At 63.6% G+C, this 18343-nt stretch carries 18 protein-coding genes and 1 tRNA gene; 8 read left to right on the forward strand and 11 right to left on the reverse strand.

The features are described 5' to 3' along the window. The first annotated feature begins 286 nt into the window (after positions 1 to 286). Positions 287 to 787, forward strand: a complete 501-nt coding sequence (locus JNB89_RS20405; protein ID WP_220363418.1) for a hypothetical protein — start codon at positions 287 to 289, stop codon at positions 785 to 787. A gap of 119 nt (positions 788 to 906) precedes the next feature. Here the strand turns inward: JNB89_RS20405 and JNB89_RS20410 are convergent. From JNB89_RS20410 to JNB89_RS20430, 5 genes are all read right to left on the reverse strand, one after another. Further along, positions 907 to 982, reverse strand: a tRNA-Ala gene (locus JNB89_RS20410). Between the two features lie 76 nt (positions 983 to 1058). Continuing rightward, entirely contained in the window at positions 1059 to 1409 is a 351-nt protein-coding gene (locus JNB89_RS20415) for a c-type cytochrome (protein WP_220363419.1), read from the reverse strand. Continuing rightward, complete coding sequence (locus tag JNB89_RS20420; protein WP_013337802.1) at positions 1406 to 2197, reverse strand: BON domain-containing protein; 792 nt, start codon at positions 2195 to 2197, stop codon at positions 1406 to 1408. Before JNB89_RS20420 ends, JNB89_RS20415 begins: the two co-directional genes overlap by 4 nt. 25 nt (positions 2198 to 2222) lie before the next feature. Further along, positions 2223 to 2810, reverse strand: a complete 588-nt coding sequence (locus JNB89_RS20425) for a phosphoheptose isomerase (RefSeq protein WP_013337801.1) — start codon at positions 2808 to 2810, stop codon at positions 2223 to 2225. Positions 2811 to 3068: 258 nt separating this feature from the next. Next, positions 3069 to 3551 (reverse strand): YraN family protein, encoded by a 483-nt coding sequence (locus JNB89_RS20430; protein ID WP_013337800.1) that lies wholly within the window; start codon positions 3549 to 3551, stop codon positions 3069 to 3071. A 37-nt stretch (positions 3552 to 3588) separates the two neighbouring features. On the opposite strand from JNB89_RS20430, the gene rsmI reads away from it, so the two are divergent. After that, entirely contained in the window at positions 3589 to 4467 is an 879-nt protein-coding gene (gene rsmI, locus JNB89_RS20435; protein WP_220363420.1) for a 16S rRNA (cytidine(1402)-2'-O)-methyltransferase, read from the forward strand. A gap of 190 nt (positions 4468 to 4657) precedes the next feature. Here rsmI and JNB89_RS20440 read toward each other — a convergent pair whose 3' ends face one another. Then, positions 4658 to 5260 carry a septal ring lytic transglycosylase RlpA family protein gene (locus tag JNB89_RS20440; RefSeq protein WP_431026596.1) on the reverse strand — a complete coding sequence of 201 codons (603 nt, stop codon included), beginning with the start codon at positions 5258 to 5260 and terminating at the stop codon, positions 4658 to 4660. A gap of 643 nt (positions 5261 to 5903) precedes the next feature. On the opposite strand from JNB89_RS20440, the gene JNB89_RS20445 reads away from it, so the two are divergent. From JNB89_RS20445 to JNB89_RS20455, 3 genes are all read left to right on the forward strand, one after another. Beyond that, a complete protein-coding gene (locus JNB89_RS20445; protein WP_220363421.1) occupies positions 5904 to 6548 on the forward strand; it encodes an MBL fold metallo-hydrolase in 645 nt (214 codons plus the stop codon). Next, positions 6545 to 7174, forward strand: coding sequence for an exonuclease (locus tag JNB89_RS20450; protein ID WP_013337796.1), 630 nt, complete (start codon positions 6545 to 6547; stop codon positions 7172 to 7174). The genes JNB89_RS20445 and JNB89_RS20450 overlap by 4 nt, the downstream gene beginning before the upstream one ends. 90 nt (positions 7175 to 7264) lie before the next feature. Beyond that, on the forward strand, positions 7265 to 7723 hold the full coding sequence (locus tag JNB89_RS20455) for an Lrp/AsnC family transcriptional regulator (protein WP_006050474.1): 459 nt from the start codon (positions 7265 to 7267) through the stop codon (positions 7721 to 7723). Between the two features lie 322 nt (positions 7724 to 8045). On the opposite strand, the gene JNB89_RS20460 is transcribed toward JNB89_RS20455, so the two are convergent. The 3 genes from JNB89_RS20460 to JNB89_RS20470 form a co-directional block, all read right to left on the reverse strand. Continuing rightward, on the reverse strand, positions 8046 to 9287 hold the full coding sequence (locus JNB89_RS20460; RefSeq protein ID WP_220363422.1) for a cation diffusion facilitator family transporter: 1242 nt from the start codon (positions 9285 to 9287) through the stop codon (positions 8046 to 8048). A gap of 320 nt (positions 9288 to 9607) precedes the next feature. Further along, entirely contained in the window at positions 9608 to 9910 is a 303-nt protein-coding gene (locus JNB89_RS20465) for an H-NS family nucleoid-associated regulatory protein (RefSeq protein WP_013337794.1), read from the reverse strand. A gap of 392 nt (positions 9911 to 10302) precedes the next feature. Then, positions 10303 to 10965 (reverse strand): HugZ family protein, encoded by a 663-nt coding sequence (locus tag JNB89_RS20470; RefSeq protein WP_220363423.1) that lies wholly within the window; start codon positions 10963 to 10965, stop codon positions 10303 to 10305. Positions 10966 to 11330: 365 nt separating this feature from the next. Between JNB89_RS20470 and JNB89_RS20475 the strand changes: the two genes are divergently transcribed. Next, positions 11331 to 12452, forward strand: coding sequence for an MFS transporter (locus JNB89_RS20475; RefSeq protein WP_223216819.1), 1122 nt, complete (start codon positions 11331 to 11333; stop codon positions 12450 to 12452). A gap of 228 nt (positions 12453 to 12680) precedes the next feature. On the opposite strand, the gene JNB89_RS20480 is transcribed toward JNB89_RS20475, so the two are convergent. Next, a complete protein-coding gene (locus JNB89_RS20480) occupies positions 12681 to 13826 on the reverse strand; it encodes a branched-chain amino acid ABC transporter substrate-binding protein (protein ID WP_013337791.1) in 1146 nt (381 codons plus the stop codon). A gap of 500 nt (positions 13827 to 14326) precedes the next feature. Continuing rightward, the gene (locus JNB89_RS20485) at positions 14327 to 15427 is read right to left on the reverse strand and encodes an NAD(P)H-dependent flavin oxidoreductase (protein WP_220363425.1); all 1101 of its coding nucleotides are present in this window, start codon (positions 15425 to 15427) and stop codon (positions 14327 to 14329) included. Between the two features lie 303 nt (positions 15428 to 15730). Here JNB89_RS20485 and JNB89_RS20490 point away from each other — a divergent pair, with 303 nt between their 5' ends. Continuing rightward, complete coding sequence (locus JNB89_RS20490) at positions 15731 to 16429, forward strand: dienelactone hydrolase family protein (RefSeq protein ID WP_013337789.1); 699 nt, start codon at positions 15731 to 15733, stop codon at positions 16427 to 16429. A 238-nt stretch (positions 16430 to 16667) separates the two neighbouring features. Further along, positions 16668 to 18206 (forward strand): amidase, encoded by a 1539-nt coding sequence (locus JNB89_RS20495; RefSeq protein ID WP_220363426.1) that lies wholly within the window; start codon positions 16668 to 16670, stop codon positions 18204 to 18206. Positions 18207 to 18343 lie beyond the last annotated feature (137 nt).

Below are 18343 nucleotides of genomic sequence, written 5' to 3' on the forward strand. Positions count from 1 at the left end.
GGCGACCCCTGCCTGTCCGTTCAATGATGCACACAGAAGGCCGTTCACGCTACCGTGCGAAGCTTCGGGTTCGCCTTCGTCACTCCACTGAAGCTGGGCAAGATTAACGGATTCGGGCCGCCGGGGGATTAAAACCGGTACACGTTGACATCGCCGGCAATTTTCTGAAAGGACTGACACATGTCAACGGAATACAAGCCCACAGCCCACGCTATGTTTTAACGCGCTTGAAACCCGGCGCATCAACTCCGCAGCCAGCAAGGCCGGGCTGAAACCGGCCGAATGGATGCGCAACCTGATCCTCGATCACGCCCCGCAGCTAACCATCGCCGACCCACTGGCCGTGCGCCGTGCCGGATTTGAAGAACGGTTTGGCTGGATCCTCATTCACTACGCCGAGGCGCTAGCCCATGCTGAGACCTTCCAGGCGGACGTCAGCGATATCGCGAACTACATGGAACGCTACACGACGACCGAGAACGGGGAGTTGTGGATCGACGGCGACAAGCTCCCGGGCGTGTCAGCAGGCAATGTGACCAGTGTAGAGGCGAGGGCTGTCGATTTGTGCTGGGCGATCAACCTCGCGCACATACGCGCCCAGCTTCAACCAGTCCAGCCTCTTAATCCGCAAGCCGATTGTTCGAGTACTCACGCCCACCAAGAATTCAGAAGTGTTCCGCGTGAGCAGAACCCTTTTCCAGCGTCGCTGATGCCGGCCAGGTTGACTTTTACGGTCCCTGCGGTCTCGGTAGAGTCGCGAAGTGATTTCTACCAATTACCAACATGACGTCGACAGTTGGACGCGCGCCACAAATCTGCCACAGGCAATGTGCAAAAACCTGCGCCTGAATGCAAAACAACGCACTACATCGCAAGACGTAGTGCGTTGTTTTTAAAGAAAATTCTTGGTGGAGAGGAGGAGGATCGAACTCCCGACCTTCGCATTGCGAACGCGACGCTCTCCCAGCTGAGCTACCCCCCCATCGTTCGACCAATTCTAGCACAGCCATTTCCACTTTCGCCAAGCCAGAACCCGCGACAAATCCCCCCGCCCTACTTCACTTCGACGGCGCCCCCGCCAGCACCCAATCGACCACCGCGCGAACATCCGCATCGCTCATCGACTGATGCGCGGGCATGGGAATCATGCCCCACACGCCCGAACCGCCGTCCTTCACCTTGCGCGCCAGTTTGGCCGGCGCCGCCGCGTCGCCCTTATAGCGCGCAGCAATCTGCTGGAACGACGGACCAACCAGTTTGCGATCCACCGCATGACAGCCCATGCATGCATTGGCCGCAGCAATGCGCTGACCGCTCGGCGCATCGGCGGCAAACGCTGCAGGGCCGAACAGGCCCGCCGCCGCGCTCACCGTCAACCCCATGAGAACACCCGACAACGCACACTTCATTGCGCAGCCTTCGGATTGCCCGGATGCACCGCGTTCGAATTCGTGACCGGCGCCGGCGCCTGCTGTTCAAGCGGCCGCGCGCTCACCGACGAATCCGGAATCGTCCCCACCGTCGCGGCACTCGCGTCCGGCTGCGATGCCGCGACCGGCGCCGTGGCCGCCGCAGCGGCCGCCGCCGCGGCTTCCTGCGGCTGGATGTACTGGAACACCTTCACGACCTGCGTGACGCCCGGCACGCGGCTCGCCACGTCCGCACCGCGGTTGCCTTCGTCCATTGTGACGAGGCCCATCAAGTACACCGAACCGCGCTCGGCAACCACCTTGAAGTCGTTCGCCGAAATGTCCTTCTCGGCAATCAGCGCGGTTTTCACGCGCGTCTCGAGATACGTGTCGTTCGTGCGCGACGAGAACGAGCTCGCCGGCATGATCGCCAGTTCATTGACAATCGTATTCACGTTGTTCAAGCCGCGCACAATGCTCTCGGCACGCTGCTTGGAAGCGTCGCCGGCCACTTCGCCGGTCAGCAGCACGCGGCGGTTGAACACCGTCACGTTCACATGTGCGGAGTCGGGCAGGTTCTGGCTGATCTGCGCGAGCGCCTTCACCTGAATCTCGCGGTCTTCGGTCTGCGCGCCGAGTGTGCGCCGGTCGGTCGCCACCAGCGCGCTGCCGCCTGCCGCGCCCGCAACGGCGAGAAAGCAACCCTGCAATGTCGCGGACAATCCCGCCGCGAACCCAACCACCAGCACGGTTCTCACCAGTGTCTTCTTGACGCGGAATACGCTCATCAACTAGCTCTCCTTCGGATCAATCTCAGTCTTCGCCCAGCAACATGGCATCGATGCCGTCGCACAGACAATGGATGGTCAACAAATGCACTTCCTGGATACGCGCGGTGCGATCGGACGGCACGCATATGTGGATGTCGGTGTCGCTCAACACTTCCTGCATGCGTCCGCCGCCCTTGCCGCTCAGCGCGACGACGATCATTTCACGCTCGTGCGCGGCTTCTATTGCGGCAAGCACATTGGCCGAGTTGCCCGACGTGCTGATCGCGAGCAACACGTCGCCGGGCTGCCCGAGCGCCCACACCTGCTTCGAGAAAATCTGCTCGAATGAATAATCGTTGGCGATCGCGGTGAGCACGGAAGTGTCGGTGCTGAGCGCGACGGCCGGCAAGCCTGGCCGCTCGCGTTCGAAGCGGCCGATCAGTTCGGCGGCGAAGTGTTGCGCGTCGGCCGCCGAGCCGCCGTTGCCACAAGCAAGAATGCGATTGCCGTTGGCAAGCGCAGCGAACATGGTGTCGATCGCTGCGGCGATCGGCATCGACAAGGCTTCCAGGGCTTCGAGTTTGACTGCCGCGCTGTCGCGGAAGTGTTGTTGAATGCGTTCGACTGACATCGAGTCTCTATCTTCTACCGCGAGAGGGCCGCACTGCGCGGCCGTGTTGTGAAGTCGTGTTAATGACGTTGTGCGGCTGCCTTGCTGCGCGCGGCGAACGTTGCGTGCAACGCGTTACGTGAAGATGGACACAAACACCTCGCGACATACGCTGCCGTATAGTGCCGCCGCACTCTCACGCCGACTGTTGTCCGCCGCCCCGTAGCTCGCACGCGAGCGCAAGTTTATCGCACTCACACGCGTTCTCCGCTCCTTGCATCAGACTTCGTCGGCACGGAAAGCGTCGCGCAACCACACGAGCCGCCCCGCTTCGAAGGCAATCACGTCGAAGCGGCAAGCGGGCTGCGGCCCTGCGCGCGAAACCTGAGTAGCCAGGTAATGCTGCGCGGCGCGCACGATCCGTTGCCGCTTCTGCCACCCGATGCTGGCCGCCGCGCCGCCATACTTGCGCTGCGCGCGCGCACGAACTTCGACGAAGACCAACGCGCCGTCGCGCTCGCGCATGACCAGATCTATCTCGCCGCCGCGGCACGACACGTTGCGCGCGACCAGGCGCAAGCGCTGGCGCTGCAAGAATTGCTGCGCGCGGACCTCGAAAGCCGCGCCGACGAGTTTGGACTCCGCTTGCCCAGAAAAGTTGTCGGGCAAAGGGGCGCGCGGCCTCGGACCCGGCGCAGGCTTCGCGCGAGCTGCGTTCTCAACCGGCACAGCGCCCGAAGCGCCTCGCCCTGCGTGGCACAATGACGGCCTCGTTCCGTCCGTTTGCGTTTTCTGCCTCATGACTCCTCTCTCTGAACTCGCGCAAGGACAGCAGTACCCCACCGCCGCGCTGTATGTGGTGGCCACGCCAATCGGCAACGTGGCCGACATCACGCTGCGTGCGCTGCATGTGCTGGGACTCGTGGATCGCATCGCCGCCGAGGACACCCGCAACACCGGTCAGTTACTCGCGCGCTATGGCATTTCGAAGCCGCTCATCGCGGTCCATCAGCACAACGAGCGAGCCGCCGCGCAACGCATCGTCGAACATCTGCAAGCCGGCGAGCGCGTGGCCTATGTGTCGGACGCGGGCACGCCCGGCATTTCGGACCCCGGCGCAAAACTCGTCGATGCCGTGCGCGAAGCAGGGCTTGCCGTCATTCCGCTGCCGGGCGCGAGCGCACTCGCAACCGCGCTGAGCGCAGCGGGCGATTGGGTCGCGACGTTCTCGTTCCTCGGTTTTCTTCCGCCGAAAGCCAAGGCGCGCGCCGCCATGCTGCAAACGCTGGCAGGTCATCCGCACGCAATGGTGTTCTACGAGGCGCCGCACCGCATCGTCGAAACAGTGCAGGCGTTGGCCGATGCATTGGGCGGCGAGCGCAGGCTGCTGATCGCGCGAGAACTGACGAAATTACACGAAGCCTTGCATTGCGGCACCCTGGCCGAAGCGCCAACGTGGCTCGCTGCCGATCCCAACCGGCAAAGGGGGGAGTTCGTGCTGGTAGTGGAAGGGGCGCAGCAGGAAGCGGCCGGAGAACACGATCACGACGGGTTGCTCAGCATCCTGCTGGAAGAATTGACGGTGAGCAGCGCGGCAAAGGTCGCGGCCGCGATCACGGGCACGTCGCGCAACGCGCTGTACACGCGTGCGCTCGCACTCAAGAAGGACGAGGACTGAGGCCGAAAGCGGCAGCCCGCAAGCGCAATTACGCAGCAGCACGGCCGCACCGCCGGATGGCCGCACAAAGGCCGCACAAAACAAAAGGGCCGCTCAAAATCATGAGCGGCCCTTTTGTTTCCCGACAGGCGGCGGCGCGACTCGCGCGTTTGCCTTGTCTGACGCGGCGGCGCTGCAAGCGCCGTCAGATTCACTTCTGTGCAGTCGACCCGGAGTTCGACGCGAGCATTTCTTCACGCGCGGCGCGCGCTTCTTCCTGCGTCAATCCTTCTATCTTCACGCGAGCGGTGCCTGCGTGACGCATCTCGAGCATGTTCGCCGCCGCCATCGACAGGTCGATCACGCGGCCGCGCGCATACGGGCCACGGTCGTTGATTCTGACGACCACCGAGCGCGACGTGGCCGGATTCGTCACACGCACGTAGGAGCCGAGCGGCAGCGTGCGGTGCGCGGCGGTCAGCGCATGCATGTCGTAACGTTCGCCATTCGCGGTGCGGCGGCCATGGAAACCCCGGCCGTACCAGGAAGCGCGGCCGGTCTGATGAAAGTCCGACACGTCGGAGCCGTCATCCGTGAGCGGCTTCGCGTCGGCCAGCGAAGGACCCTTGGCAGCGGCGTCCGAGGCCGGCGCGCTGCCGTAGGCTTGCGGTCCGAAGGAAGCGGCCTGGGCGTTGTTCGTGCGAAGCGGCACAGCGTTTGCGACGCTGTTGTCGGCGCCCGGGGGCGTCGCACAACCGGCCAGCACAAAAAAGGCAAAAAGAGTCCCCAGACCACGGGATAACCGAGTTTTCATAAGACGTGCAATCACATTGTCGAGCCGCATCACGCGTTGTTGAGCGTGTTGCTGCGACTCCGGCGGCAAGGGACGGCAACGCGCCGCGCAAACGAGCGCAGTACGTCGAAGCCCGGACGCAGCTCACTGAGCTGCTACCGCACGGTTAATTTTCACGTCTGGCGCAACCTGTCCCCGGCAGCCTGACCAGACCCCACATGCCGCCATCGAACGTGGCAAACACGTTCTTGCGCGCGAAATTCAGCGCGCAGGAACGGCGGCGTAGGCCCCACCCAGCGTCACGACGGTTAGCGTCGTAGCAGGCGCGCGGCGCCTGGCTGGGCAAGACGTGTGCATCGAATGCATCGATACCTGATGGCCGTCATACCGCGACAGCCCTTACTTGAGTGGCGATCCGCGCTCCCATTTTTGATGGGCACGCACCGCCTTGTGGCAGCACGATTCCTCGTGCATGGGCTCCATTATACCCAAAACAGAATTCTGTGTTGCTAAGGGACTGAAAACCTTGATGAATCTTCACCATTGCTGCAAAAATCGACAGACAAATTCATCTTGGCCCAACACGTGCTGCGCTGCGAGGAGCCCCGGCGCGCGTGCTTGAGACGCCGGTACAATCAACGTTTTGCTCGCGCCGCGCTCATCCATGAAAGTCACCCTGATCCCCGTTACGCCGTTCCAGCAGAACTGCTCGCTGCTCGTTTGCGAGGCGACCGGACGCGCGGCCGTCGTCGATCCGGGCGGCGACCTCGAAGTGATCCAGGGCGAGATTGCACGCCAGAAAGTGAGCGTCGAAAAAGTGTTCCTGACGCACGGTCATATCGACCACTGCGCCGGAGCAAAGACGCTGGCGTTGCACTACGGCGTACCTATCGAGGGTCCGCATGTAGACGAGCTCTTCTGGCTCGACAAGTTGCCGGATCAGAGCACGCGCTTCGGCTTTCCCGCAGCAGAGGCTTTCGAGCCCGACCGCTGGCTCGACACCGGCGACACCGTGCAGTTCGGCGAGGAAACGCTGGAGGTCTATCACTGCCCCGGCCACACGCCCGGTCACGTGGTGTTTTTCAGCCGCGCGCATCGGCTCGCGCTGGTCGGCGACGTGCTGTTCGCCGGCTCGATCGGCCGCACGGACTTTCCGCGCGGCAATCATGCGGATCTCGTCCGCTCGATCCGCGAAAAACTCTGGCCGCTCGGCGACGACGTTACGTTCGTGCCCGGCCACGGCCCCACCTCCACGTTCGGCGCCGAGCGGCGCAGCAATCCCTACGTCGGCGACGGAGTGGTCGCATGAGCAGCGAAATCTACGTGAGTACCGACGTCGAAGCGGACGGGCCAATTCCCGGGCCGCACTCGATGCTGAGTTTCGCCTCCGCCGCCTACACGGAAGACAAGCAGTTGATCGGCACCTTCTCCGCCAACCTGGAATTGCTCGAGGGCGCCGCGCCGCACCCGGTGCAGGAAGCATGGTGGAAGACTCAGCCGGAGGCATGGGCGGCGTGCCGCACCGACTTGCAGCGTCCGGAGGCAGCGCTCGCGGCGTATGTCGACTGGGTCGAGGCGCTGCCGGGCAAGCCGGTGTTCGTGGCCATGCCGGCCGGCTTCGACTTCACTTATATGTTCTGGTACATGATGCGCTTTGTCGGGCGCTGTCCGTTTTCGTGGTCTGCGCTCGACATCAAGACGCTGGCCTTCGCGATGACCGGCCTGCCGTATCGCAAGAACATCAAACCGCGCTTTCCGAAACACTGGTTCGACGAGCATCCGCACACCCACGTCGCGCTCGACGACGCCATCGAGCAGGGCGCGCTTTTCTGCAACATGCTGAAGGATCTGCGCACGCTACAGGCGGCCGGCGCCGCGGCCAGTCAAGAAGGGGACGCCTCAGGACAAAATCCCGCTGAGGCACCGGCAAATTAGGTAATCTCCCTCGCCGAAGGCGTTTTGCATTGCGTTTCGTTTTCGAGCCCTCTACCATGCGGTGATACGGCGACGCAAACGGAGGCGCAGTTGACACTCGATACGTTCTCTCAAAAAATCCTGCGCCTTCTGCAGCTGGATGCACGCCGTTCGGTGCAAGAAATATCCGACCAGGTCGGCCTGTCGAGTACGCCCTGCTGGCGGCGCATCAAGGACATGGAGCAATCGGGCGTGATTCAGCGCTACACCGCGCTGCTGGATCGCGAAAAACTGGGCCTGCACGTTTGCGCGCTCGCGCATATTCATCTCACACGCCATACCGAAGGCGGCGTCGAGCAGTTCGAGCGGGAGATCGCCACCTGCCCCGAAGTCACCGAGTGCTACAGCACGACCGGCGAGTCGGACTACATCCTGAAGATCGTCGCGCCGGACATCAAGGCGTATGACACGTTCTTGCATGAGCGCATCTTCAAGATTCCGGCCGTCGCGCAGGTGCGCACGAGCGTCGTGCTGCGTGAAATCAAGTTCGATACGCAGTTGCCGCTGTAAGGCGGGGGAGTGGGGAACTGGCTTGTGGTCGGCGGTCGGCTTGGCAGCGGCGTTTGGAAGAGTGGCGTGCTGGTGGCAGCGATCGTGAGTGCTCGCGCTGGGATCGCGCGGACATCGCGCGGAGCTATCTATGTGCTTTCGCCGCGACATTACCGCGACCTCACGCTATCTCACCGCGACGTGGCCGCGGTCTGGCAACCATCTCCCCCTGACCCAGCCAGCATCCGCGCGTCGGTCGTCTCGCTCCGCGGGCATGTGCTCGCCATAGCGACGCAGGCTCGCCCTGCGCTATGCCGTCCCTGCTGAGGCCCCAACCAGCGCCTCAAGCAGCACTATGCGGCGCCGCGCGCTCATCCCGACGATCGTTCGCCGCACCGCCTTCCGTGGACGACCCGCTTTGCGTCGCCGGTGTGCTCACCTCGCGCAGCACCTGTAGCCTGCGCGCACCGATGCGGCGCTTGAGCGCTGCCAGATCGATGCGCTCCATCCCTTGCGTGTCGCCGCCGCGCGGATCACGCGAAGTCTGCGCCGGCAGCACCACGTCGACATCGAGCCCGGTGCTCAAATAATGGATGTTCACGGCCGCAGCCTTGGCGCCGCCTGCCGCGAGCGCTGCATTCACGTCCGCGACGATCCGCTCGCGCGGCGGCAAACCGACGGGCGGGTGTGCAACCGCATCGTTCTCGGGATCGACGTGAATCAGCGCGTCAAGCACTCGGCTGTCGTTCAGCACACGAAGCCGCGCCGTCTCGGCGATGTAGTGCCCTTCCGATACTGAAATCAGCGGGTCGACCAGAATATGCGCGTCGACCAGCGCGAAATCGCCCATTTTGCGGGTGCGCATTTCGTGGACGTCGCGCACGCCGGGGGTGGACAGAAGCAGCGCGCGCATGTCCGCCGTGGCGGCTTCGTCCAGCGCGCGGTCGGAAAGATCCTGCAGCGCGTCCCATCCGAACATCCAGCCCATGCGCGCCACCATGAAGCCGACGATTGCCGCCGCGATCGGATCGAGCAGCCGCACGCCGGCGAGGCTGCCGAGAATGCCGAGCGCCACCACGAGCGACGACGCCGCGTCGGAACGCGCATGCCACGCATTGGCAATCAGCATGGCGGAGCGCACGCGTTGCGCTTCGCGCAGCATGTAACGAAACAGCCCCTCTTTCGAGACGAGAACGAGCACCGCGACGACGACCGCGCTCAGGTGGACGGCGGGAATGTTGTCCAGATCGGCGAGCCGCGTGCCGGCACGCCACAACATGCCGAAGCCGACCGCAATCAGCAGCGCGCCGAGAAACAGCGACGCGACTGTTTCATAGCGGCTATGGCCGTAATTGTGATCTGCGTCCGGCTTTGCACCGCTATGCCGATTGGCAAACAGCACGACAAAATCGGAAATCAGGTCGGCGAGAGAATGGATACCGTCGGCGACCAATGCCTGCGAGTGCGCGAACACGCCGACGGCGATTTGCAGCGCCATCAACACCGTATTCAGCGCAATACTCACAAACGTGCTTTTGCGCGCGACACGGTGTTTTTCGGCGGATTCGACGGCGGCGGACGACATGGGAGAAAGAAGTAGGCTACGAATCCTTCATTCTACCCGCCACGCTCTCAGAAAGAGCGCGCAATGCCAAAAACAGCGTTTGAAATCAAGCGCTTATGAAAACGAAAAGCATTCGCATTCGACCGGCGAGGAGCCGCCGCACGCCGTGGATATAACCCGTTGAAAGACGTCAACAAAAAGGCCGCGTCTGGAACAACACGCGGCCTTAGCGGACTGGCCCGGCGCGCGAACTGCCACGGCCCACTATTCGTATTACGTTAATGCCAGACGCATTACAACGGATTAATCTCGAGCAAGTGCGGAGTAAGCCTCTGTGCTGCTTACTTCTGAATCAGAAACTTATCCCGGTCCATACCAGCAATCCACCGCGGCGGTTTGCCACGGCCCGACCACGTGCTGCCGCTTTCCGGGTCGCGATATTTAGGTGCGACACCGGCGCGCGGGCGCGCAGCCTTGGAGCCTTTGGCCGCACGGCCGCCGCCGAGCTCGCTCAGCGAAATGCCGTAGTCGGCCATTTTCTGTTTGATTTCGTTCAGCACTTCCGCATATTCACGCGACTTCGCCTCTTCGATCTGCTTTTCCAGCTTCTCTCGCTGTGCGAGTAGTTCCTTGTAGGAAGACATAGGTTCCCTTGTGGTTTGGATTAACGACTGCCAGTCTGGAGCCGGCTTGCCCTTTGAAGGTGCTCATGCCTCGGAATTGAACGGGAGATTAACACAAAATAGAAAGACTACAAACGCGTCGGCGTAAAACTAATACGTACGCGTTTCAAAAACTTTCGCTCCGCCGCACTGTCGCGCGCAGGCTTTCATTTAGCTGGCTCCGCATTTTGCGCCGAAAACGCGCACGAGCCGGTAAATATGGGGGATTAATTATCAGCGCATGAAAATTAAGACCGACCATGCAAGAAAACATTTCATTTCATGAAAGCTTCAACATGAAATGTCGTAACATATTGTGTCACGCGCCCGCGCCGTTTTCGGCGATAAGGTTTTCCCGAATAGGTCGTAAATCGCTAACCGCGTTGCCGTCGAATGCAATCTTCTAGCGCCCCATGCAAGGTTTCTATATCTGGCTTCCCGCTTTCAAACGCTAAACGCTTGCGCAGGCCGTTTTGCCGCAAATCCACGCCATACCGGTCCAAGCCAATCAACTGATAGCCCGAGGCACTTAGCAGCGCGTCTGCGAATTCACCGATCAGCGCGTCTTCGTCATGCTGCTCGAGTGGTGCAAGCGGGTCCAGTTCATCGCCGCCCAGCCACCCCATCGCGCCGAAGCCGCCGATATAGCGCAGGCGGTCGAGCTTCATCGCCCAGAACGTGAAGTCGCCGAGCACGAGATAGCGTTCCGCGTCCGGGTGATAGCGCAGATACCGCGCGATGAGCCCCGGCGCCGGATCGACAGGTTCGAAACGGCCCAGCAGGGTGACGCGCTGACCGTTGAGCACGTCGCCGTCGGGCGCGTCGACGACCAGAAAGCCGGCCCGCGGGTCCGCATGCAGATTATGCGTATGCTCGGCGAGCCGGCTTATGAGGATGGTCGGCCGGTGCGCGTCGTCAGGCGCGAAAGGCAGCACGGACGGATAAGGAAAGCCCTCCGGCTGGCGCGCATGCGTCGCGAGCGTGCCGACCGCAGCGGTATGCAACAGGTGCAAGGGTGCTTGCGCAGGAATGTTCAAGTGCCGTCCTCGATGAATAAACGCTTTGAATAAACACTGGATTGAACGCTTGCCGACGCCGATCGGCCATACGGCCGACCGAGGCGACGCCAGGCATGCAGCGTGCGTCCCGGCCAGGTTCGCGGGCCGAGGCGCCCAAGGGCGCGCAAACCGCGCCCGGCGCGCGCGAAACTCGCAATTCCGTGGCTTCAAGCATAAGACACCACGCTTCGTTAGAATCGGAAATTCGCTTTCAGTGCGCTTTCTTTCGCATCCATCCCCTTCACGAGACTTCCGTGTCCGATCGCTCCACCGACTTCACCGCCATTCCCGCCGCTCACCGGAACCTGTCGGACACCGCGCGTCAGCGAGCGCGCATTGCGACGATGGCACTGTTTTTCATCGCCGGCATGGTGTACGGATCGTGGGGCGTGCACGTGCCCACGGTGCGTGACCGCTTCCACCTGAGCCCCGCCATGCTGTCGCTTGCGCTTTTCGCGGTCGCCGGTGGTTCGATTGGGGCGATGGCGGCCAATGCGTCGTGGATCGCGCGGGTCGGCACGCGGCGGGCGTGCCTGACCGGCGGCCTCGTGATGGCGCTGTGTGTCGCGCTGATCCTCGTGGTGCCTTTCTATTGGCTGCTTTTGATCGTGCTGGCCGTGTTCGGCGCGGGCATGGCCACGCTGGACGTCGCGATGAACGCCGAAGCGAGCGCCGTCGAAAAGGCGCTGCGCAAACCGATCATGTCGTCGTTGCACGGCATGTTCAGCGTAGGCGGGATGGCAGGCGCGGCAGTCGGCGGCGCGCTGCTCGCGCATGGCATGGCGCCGGCCGTGCACCTGGCGTTGGCCTCAGCCGTCAGCGCGCTCGTGCTGATCGCGGCCTGCCCGTCGGTACTGCCGCACGTGCCGCACGACGAACATCCCGACTCCGCGGCACCACGGACGAGCCGCTGGCGGTCCCCTGCGTTGTGGGCGCTCGGCACCGTGGCGCTCGTCGCGTTGATCGCGGAAGGCGCCATGTACGACTGGGCGACTGTCTATATGCGCGATGTGGTCCTCGCCACGCCGGCCTCCGCGAGCGCCGCCTATGCGGCATTCTCGGGCGGCATGGCCGTCGCGCGCTTTGCCGGCGACGCGGTGCGCGCGCGCTTCGGCGCTCCGCAACTGGTAATGGGAAGCGCGACGCTCGCCCTTGTCGGGATGATCGGCGCGCTCTTGCTGCCCACGACGGTCGCGGCGCTGGTCGGCTTCACGCTGCTGGGCCTCGGCCTCGCCAACATGATGCCGGTGCTGTTCGCCGCTGCCGCCAGCGTCAAGGGAGTCCACGCGGCCGAAGGGCTCGCACACGTCGCGGGACTTGCTTACTTCGGGCTGCTGTTCGGGCCGGTGGTCATCGGCGCAGTCGCGCAGGTCACGAATCTGTCGATTGGGCTTTCGGTGGTCGCGGTGTGCTGCGCACTGATCGCTATCGTCGGTCCCAAGGTGCTGCAACGCCTGAAGATCTAGCGACCACTCTCGCGCCGCCAAGCCAGGTAGAGCAGCAGAAGACGCGACGCACGCAGTCGAGTCGAAGGCAGGCGAACGCTCAACGCTCGCCAACGCATGCCAGGCGCGCCCGCAATTCAGTCGCAATCAGTCTCATCAGCCTAAAGAAAAAAGGCACGCGACCCAAGGTCAGCGTGCCTTCCAATCATGTCGCCACGGACAGCGCAACTCTGCCCGCGCACATGCGTATTACATCTTCACCACGTCGAGCAGCGTCTTCTTGCCCGACTTGTAGTTGTACAGCGAGATCACGCCGTGCTTCAGATCGCCCTTCGAGTCGAAGCTCGTCTGGCCGATCACACCCTTGTAGTCGGTGTTCGGCATGGCTGCGAGGATCTTCGCCGGATCGGTCGAGCCAGCGCGCTTCATTGCGTCGACGATGATGTACACAGCGTCATACGTGAACGGAGCGTAGATCTGGATCGGCTGACCGAAACGCTTCTGGTATTTCGCCTGGAATGCCGAGCCGCCTTCCATCTTCTCGAGCGCCATGCCGGCTTCCGAGCAGACGATGTTGTCGGTTGCGTCGCCAGCCAGGTCGGACAGCTTGTCGGTACACACGCCGTCGCCTGCCAGCACCTTCGCGCGCAGGCCGAGCTGCTTGGCTTGCTTCGCGAACGGACCGCCGGTGGCGTCCATGCCGCCGTACATGATTGCGTCCGGGTTTTCGCCCTTGATCTTGGTCAGAATCGCGCGGAAATCCACAGCCTTGTCGTTCGTCGCGTCATGCGACATCACGTTCAGACCCAGCGACTTTGCCGTCTTTTCGAACTCGTTCGCGAGACCCTGGCCATAAGCGGTGGAGTCGTCGACGATTGCGACGCTCTTCACTTTCAGACCCTTGGCTGCGTAGTTAGCCAGTGCCGGGCCTTGCTGCGCATCGGTTGCAACGACGCGGTACGTCGTCTTGAAACCTTGCTGCGTATAGGCCGGGTTGGTTGCCGACGGCGAGATCTGCACGATGCCCGCATCGCTATAGATCTTCGAAGCCGGGATCGAGGTGCCCGAGTTCAGGTGGCCGACCACGGCGACGACCTTGTCGTCAACCAGCTTCTGTGCGACCTGCGTTGCAGTACGCGGGTCGGCTGCGTCGTCCTGTGCATCGAGTTGCAGCGTGATCTTCTGGCCGCCGATCGTCAGGCCCTTTGCGTTGATTTCTTCAACGGCGAGGCGTGCGCCGTTTTCGTTGTCTTTCCCCAGGTGAGCGATACCGCCAGTCAGCGGTGCAACGTGACCGATCTTGACGACCGTGTCCGCTGCGGCCGTTGTTGCCAACGTTGCGAACAGCATCGCCGCAGCGCTGATCGGCAACAGCTTTTGAATCTTGATGTTCATGTAAGTCTCCAGTTTCGGTCCCAAAAACTACGTAATCGCCCTGTGCCCCCGCTTCCCCAACACGTGTCGCTCAGTCCCGTGGACGACCACGCCGGTTGCATCGTTCATGCACTTGGCAGCACGTTTGCCGGACTGTTTGTGACAGGCGGCAAACCGTACTTGCGCGCAAGTGTAGGCCATCAAATTAATTTGTGGGACTTTTTTGAGGAAGTGGGATCAACACTAATAGCGTTTATCCAGCGGCGCCCGGTTCCGGCCTGTCCCGCGGCCTGCAAAGCACCGGCCCATGCGGGTTTGCGCTATGTGGGTCATGCGCGCGGATAACGACTAAAGCTTTTGGCGAATCAACCGTTAACGGTCCGAATGAGGATTCGGACGACGCTTCGAATGCGGTTTCGAATAAGGTTTCGCGCAGGGCTGCAATCGTCTCGTGCAGCCCGAACTTCGTTGCAACGACGCGCGCCGCAAGCGGGGGCGGCGCGCGCCTGACTGGTTGCCGCTCAGGGTTTGAAGGCGGCAATGCGTGCGCTTGCCGCGCGCCACTCGTCTTCGAGCTGCGCCATCAGTTCAGCGGCGCCGAAGCCCTCGCGACGCGCACGACCGAGCGGCGCGCCCTGTCCCGACCACAGCGACAGATAGTCGCCGTTCTGCGCGCGGCCGGCGGTCTGCCGCAACTCCTGCGTCAACGCGTTTTGCACGGGATACGGCGCGATCTTCTGCGGCGCTTCGCTCAGACGCTGCATTAACGGATTGCGTATGCCTCGGGCATGGCGGCCTGTGATCGCGCGCGTGACCGAAGTGGAGGTGTCCGACATCGAGCGCAGCCGCTCTTTCCACGCCTGCGGTATCGCGCTTTCGCGGGACGTGAGAAACGCCGTGCCCATCACGGCGGCTTGCGCGCCGAGTGCGAGCGCGGCGACGATCCCGCGTCCGTCCATGATGCCGCCGGCGGCCAGCACCGGCAGTCCCGTTGCGTCGACGAGTTGCGGCACGAGCGCCATCGTGCCCACCAGTGCGTCTTCGAACGAACCGAGGAAAGTACCGCGATGCGCGCCCGCCTCCGAGCCTTGTGCGGCGATAGCATCGGCCCCCGCGTCGCGCCATGCGACGCCTTCAGCGACATGCGTCGCCGTGCCGATTACATATTGACCGTTCGCATGCAGCCGTGCGACGTCCTCGCGCGACAGCAGCCCAAAGGTGAAGCTCACCACCGGCACGCGCGTTTCGATCAGCGCCTCGAGTTGCGCGCGGAAATCCGGCGCATAGCGTTCGAGCGGCCGGCCCGGCGGCAGGCCGAGGTCGGCGCGCACCGGATCGATCGCTTCGAGCGCGCGGCGCACGGTGGCGTCGTCGGGCGCGGCGGGCTCCAGTACGAACAGATTGACGCCGAACGGGCGATCGGTCAGCGCCCGAATCGCCGCGACGTCGCTGGCAATTTTCTCCGGCGAGAGCGCCGCGCCCGCCAACGTGCCAAGTCCGCCGCTATTGGACACCGCGGCAACCAGTTCGGGCGTCGTGGCGCCCGCCATCGGCGCCTGCACGACGGGTACCCGCAGCGCAAAACGCTCGGCAAACGGCGTCGCAAAATTGCCTTCAGTCATGATGGATTCTCCTTCGCGCACTCCGCTCGCCGTACCGGCGAGCCACTAGTTGGACTCTACCGACCCAGCGCGCAACGGAAAAATGAATTATCGAGAACGTTCCGATCGCCCGACGAGATCGCCCCGGCGACACGCGCCGCAGCTCGCTTGCACTGCCGCCGCCGCGCTTTGGGCGCTCTGCCTGCATGCGCATTCTTTTGGTGGCAAACTGACCGCCCGCTTCAGGCATTCGAGCCTCTGGCATTCACTTCGACCCAACTCGCAGACCGGAATCGCCGGTCGCGCGCGACTATGGAGAACACCATGAGCATCACTTCACGATGGATCGACATTCCTGCAGGCAACGACACCTTCGGCGGATATCTGGCCGTGCCCAAGGGCGGCAAGGGACCGGCCGTCATCATCATTCAGGAAATTTTCGGCGTGAACAGCCATATCCGCTCGGTCGCGGATCAATATGCACAGGATGGCTACGTGGCGCTCGCACCCGACGTGTTCTGGCGCGTGCAGCCGCGCGTCGAGCTAACGTATGAAGGCGCCGACCGGGCGAAGGGCATCGAGCTGATGCAGAAGCTCGACACGAACCAGGCCGCGGACGACATCGGCGCGGCGGCCGCCGCGTTGCGCGCCATGCCGGAAGTCACGGGCAAGCTCGCTGCAATTGGCTTCTGCTATGGCGGACTGCTTGCGTACCTGAGCGCGGCGCGCGGCAGCGTCGATGCTGCAGTCGCCTACTATGGCGGCGGCATTCAGAACCGGCTCGATGAAGCCGCCAAGGTCAAAGTGCCGATGCAGTTCCATTACGGCGAACTGGACACGCACATTCCGCTGTCGGCTGTCGGCCAGATTCAGGAACGCTTCGCCGGCCGCACCGATACCGAGTTCCACATTTATCCGAACGCCGATCACGGCTTCAACTGTTCGGACCGTGCGTCGTACAACCAGCGCGCCGCCGCGCTCGCGCATGGCCGCACGCTGACGTTCCTCGGCGAACGGCTCTAAACCGTGCGTTGGGCGCGGCTCGTCGCGGCCGCGCCCGGTCAAGCTTCTCCGGCATCAATTCAGGTACGCTGTGCAAGACGGCGCGTCGCCGGCGCGCCGTCCTGTTCGTGCGCGACTTACGCGGTTAGGCGCACGCGGTTAGGCGCACGTGGTTAGATAGCCGCACCGCGGTATGGTCGAGCCGCCGCTCGCGTGCATCGCCTACTCATATTCAATATCCGACAGCGAGGCTTCTTTCGTGCTCTCAGACTATCTCGCCCACGACGCCTTCGCCCTTGCCGAACTCGTGCGGACTCGCGAAGTCAGTGCGCGCGAGTTGCTCGACACGGCTATCTCGCGCGCGGAGGCGGTCAATCCTGCGATCAACGCGATTGTCCTGAAGGACTATGACGCGGCCCGCGAACGCGCGTCGCGTTTCGACGCGAACATGGCGAACGACGTGAACGCTGCGCATGGCCACGATGCCGGTGGCCAGGAAACGGCGCAGAGTGCGCTTGCCGGCGTGCCCTACCTGATAAAAGATCTCGGCGCCGCGGTGGCGGGTCTGCGCATGACAATGGGCAGCCGTCACTACCGGCACTTCATTCCCGCCGACGACGCGCCGGTTGTCGCGCTGGCCAAAGCGGCGGGCCTGAACATCTTCGGCAAGACGAGCACCTCGGAGCTCGGCCAGATGCCTTATACGGAGCCCGAACTATTTGGCGCGTGCCGCAATCCGTGGAACCTCGACCATACGCCGGGCGGCTCCAGCGGCGGCGCGGCGGCGGCGGTCGCGGCAGGCATCGTCCCGCTTGCGCATGCATCGGACGGCGGCGGCTCGATCCGCATTCCCGCATCGTGCTGCGGCCTCTTCGGGCTCAAGCCGTCGCGCGGGCGCGTGCCGCGCATGCCTGCGGCGGCCGTGGCCGGAGAGCTTGGCGTCGATCACGCCGTCTCGCGCAGCGTGCGTGACAGCGCTTTGCTGCTGGACCTGCTGGCGGGCAATGCGGACCGTCCGCTTGGCGCGCCTGGGACGTTTCTCGCGGCAAGCCGGGAGCCGTGCAAACCGCTCAGCATTGCCTATGTGACCGAGCCGATGCTCGCCGCGTCGCTTTCCGCCGACGCGCGCGCCGCACTCGAAGACGCCGCCCAACTCGCCCGCTCGCTTGGCCACAATATCGAGCCCATTTCGCTCGGCATCGATTTCGCGGCGGTCAGGCATGCGTTTCTCACGCTGTGGTCCGTCACCGCGGAAGACCTGGTGCTGAACGCTGAGCGCATCACCGGCCGCAAGCCACTGCGCGACGAGTTCGAAATCTCGACATGGGCGATGGCGCACGTCGGCCGCAAGCTCGGCGAGCGCGGCTTGCCCGCTGCGCTCGAAGAACAGCGCCGCATCACCGCGCGTCTGACCGATCTGTTGAGCCGCTACGACGTGATTCTGTGCGCGACGCTCGCCGGCGCGCCCATCAAGATTGGCGAGATGCAGCCAACGCCCGCCGAGCGGATGCAGATGCGCGCCGTCAGCGCGATGCCGCTCGAACCGCTGCTGAAAAAGCTGCTCGCCGAGGCGTCGGACAAGGCCTTCGCATGGGCAGGCTGTACGGAACTGTTCAATCTGAGTGGCCAGCCGGCGATGTCGGTGCCGCTGTACTGGAATGCACGCGGACTTCCCGTCGGCGTGCAGTTCGCCGCGCGCGAGGGCGGCGAAGCGACGCTGCTGCGCCTCGCCGCGCAACTCGAAGCGGCGCGGCCGTGGTTCCACAGGCGGCCACCGCTGCTCAACGCGCGTAGCTAGGCGGGCTGGGAAGTGTCGAGGGGCGATGGCGCTGGGGCCTGCGTTGCGGCGGCGTCGGGCGCATCGCATTGCGCATTGCGCATTGCGTTGGCGCGGCTTGGTTGCATTGCCCGCGCTTGCAAAGCCCCCACATACAT

The organism is Paraburkholderia phenoliruptrix (assembly GCF_019511605.1).
GTDB classification, from domain to species: domain Bacteria; phylum Pseudomonadota; class Gammaproteobacteria; order Burkholderiales; family Burkholderiaceae; genus Paraburkholderia; species Paraburkholderia phenoliruptrix_A.

Coding starts and splice junctions, on each gene's coding strand:
- JNB89_RS20405 (WP_220363418.1), top strand. CDS start 287: ATGCGCAACCTGATCCTCGATCACGCCCCGCAGCTAACCATCGCCGAC.
- JNB89_RS20415 (WP_220363419.1), bottom strand. CDS start 1,409: ATGAAGTGTGCGTTGTCGGGTGTTCTCATGGGGTTGACGGTGAGCGCG.
- JNB89_RS20420 (WP_013337802.1), bottom strand. CDS start 2,197: ATGAGCGTATTCCGCGTCAAGAAGACACTGGTGAGAACCGTGCTGGTG.
- JNB89_RS20425 (WP_013337801.1), bottom strand. CDS start 2,810: ATGTCAGTCGAACGCATTCAACAACACTTCCGCGACAGCGCGGCAGTC.
- rsmI (WP_220363420.1), top strand. CDS start 3,589: ATGACTCCTCTCTCTGAACTCGCGCAAGGACAGCAGTACCCCACCGCC.
- JNB89_RS20440 (WP_431026596.1), bottom strand. CDS start 5,260: ATGAAAACTCGGTTATCCCGTGGTCTGGGGACTCTTTTTGCCTTTTTT.
- JNB89_RS20445 (WP_220363421.1), top strand. CDS start 5,904: ATGAAAGTCACCCTGATCCCCGTTACGCCGTTCCAGCAGAACTGCTCG.
- JNB89_RS20450 (WP_013337796.1), top strand. CDS start 6,545: ATGAGCAGCGAAATCTACGTGAGTACCGACGTCGAAGCGGACGGGCCA.
- JNB89_RS20460 (WP_220363422.1), bottom strand. CDS start 9,287: ATGTCGTCCGCCGCCGTCGAATCCGCCGAAAAACACCGTGTCGCGCGC.
- JNB89_RS20465 (WP_013337794.1), bottom strand. CDS start 9,910: ATGTCTTCCTACAAGGAACTACTCGCACAGCGAGAGAAGCTGGAAAAG.
- JNB89_RS20475 (WP_223216819.1), top strand. CDS start 11,331: ATGGCACTGTTTTTCATCGCCGGCATGGTGTACGGATCGTGGGGCGTG.
- JNB89_RS20480 (WP_013337791.1), bottom strand. CDS start 13,826: ATGAACATCAAGATTCAAAAGCTGTTGCCGATCAGCGCTGCGGCGATG.
- JNB89_RS20485 (WP_220363425.1), bottom strand. CDS start 15,427: ATGACTGAAGGCAATTTTGCGACGCCGTTTGCCGAGCGTTTTGCGCTG.
- JNB89_RS20490 (WP_013337789.1), top strand. CDS start 15,731: ATGAGCATCACTTCACGATGGATCGACATTCCTGCAGGCAACGACACC.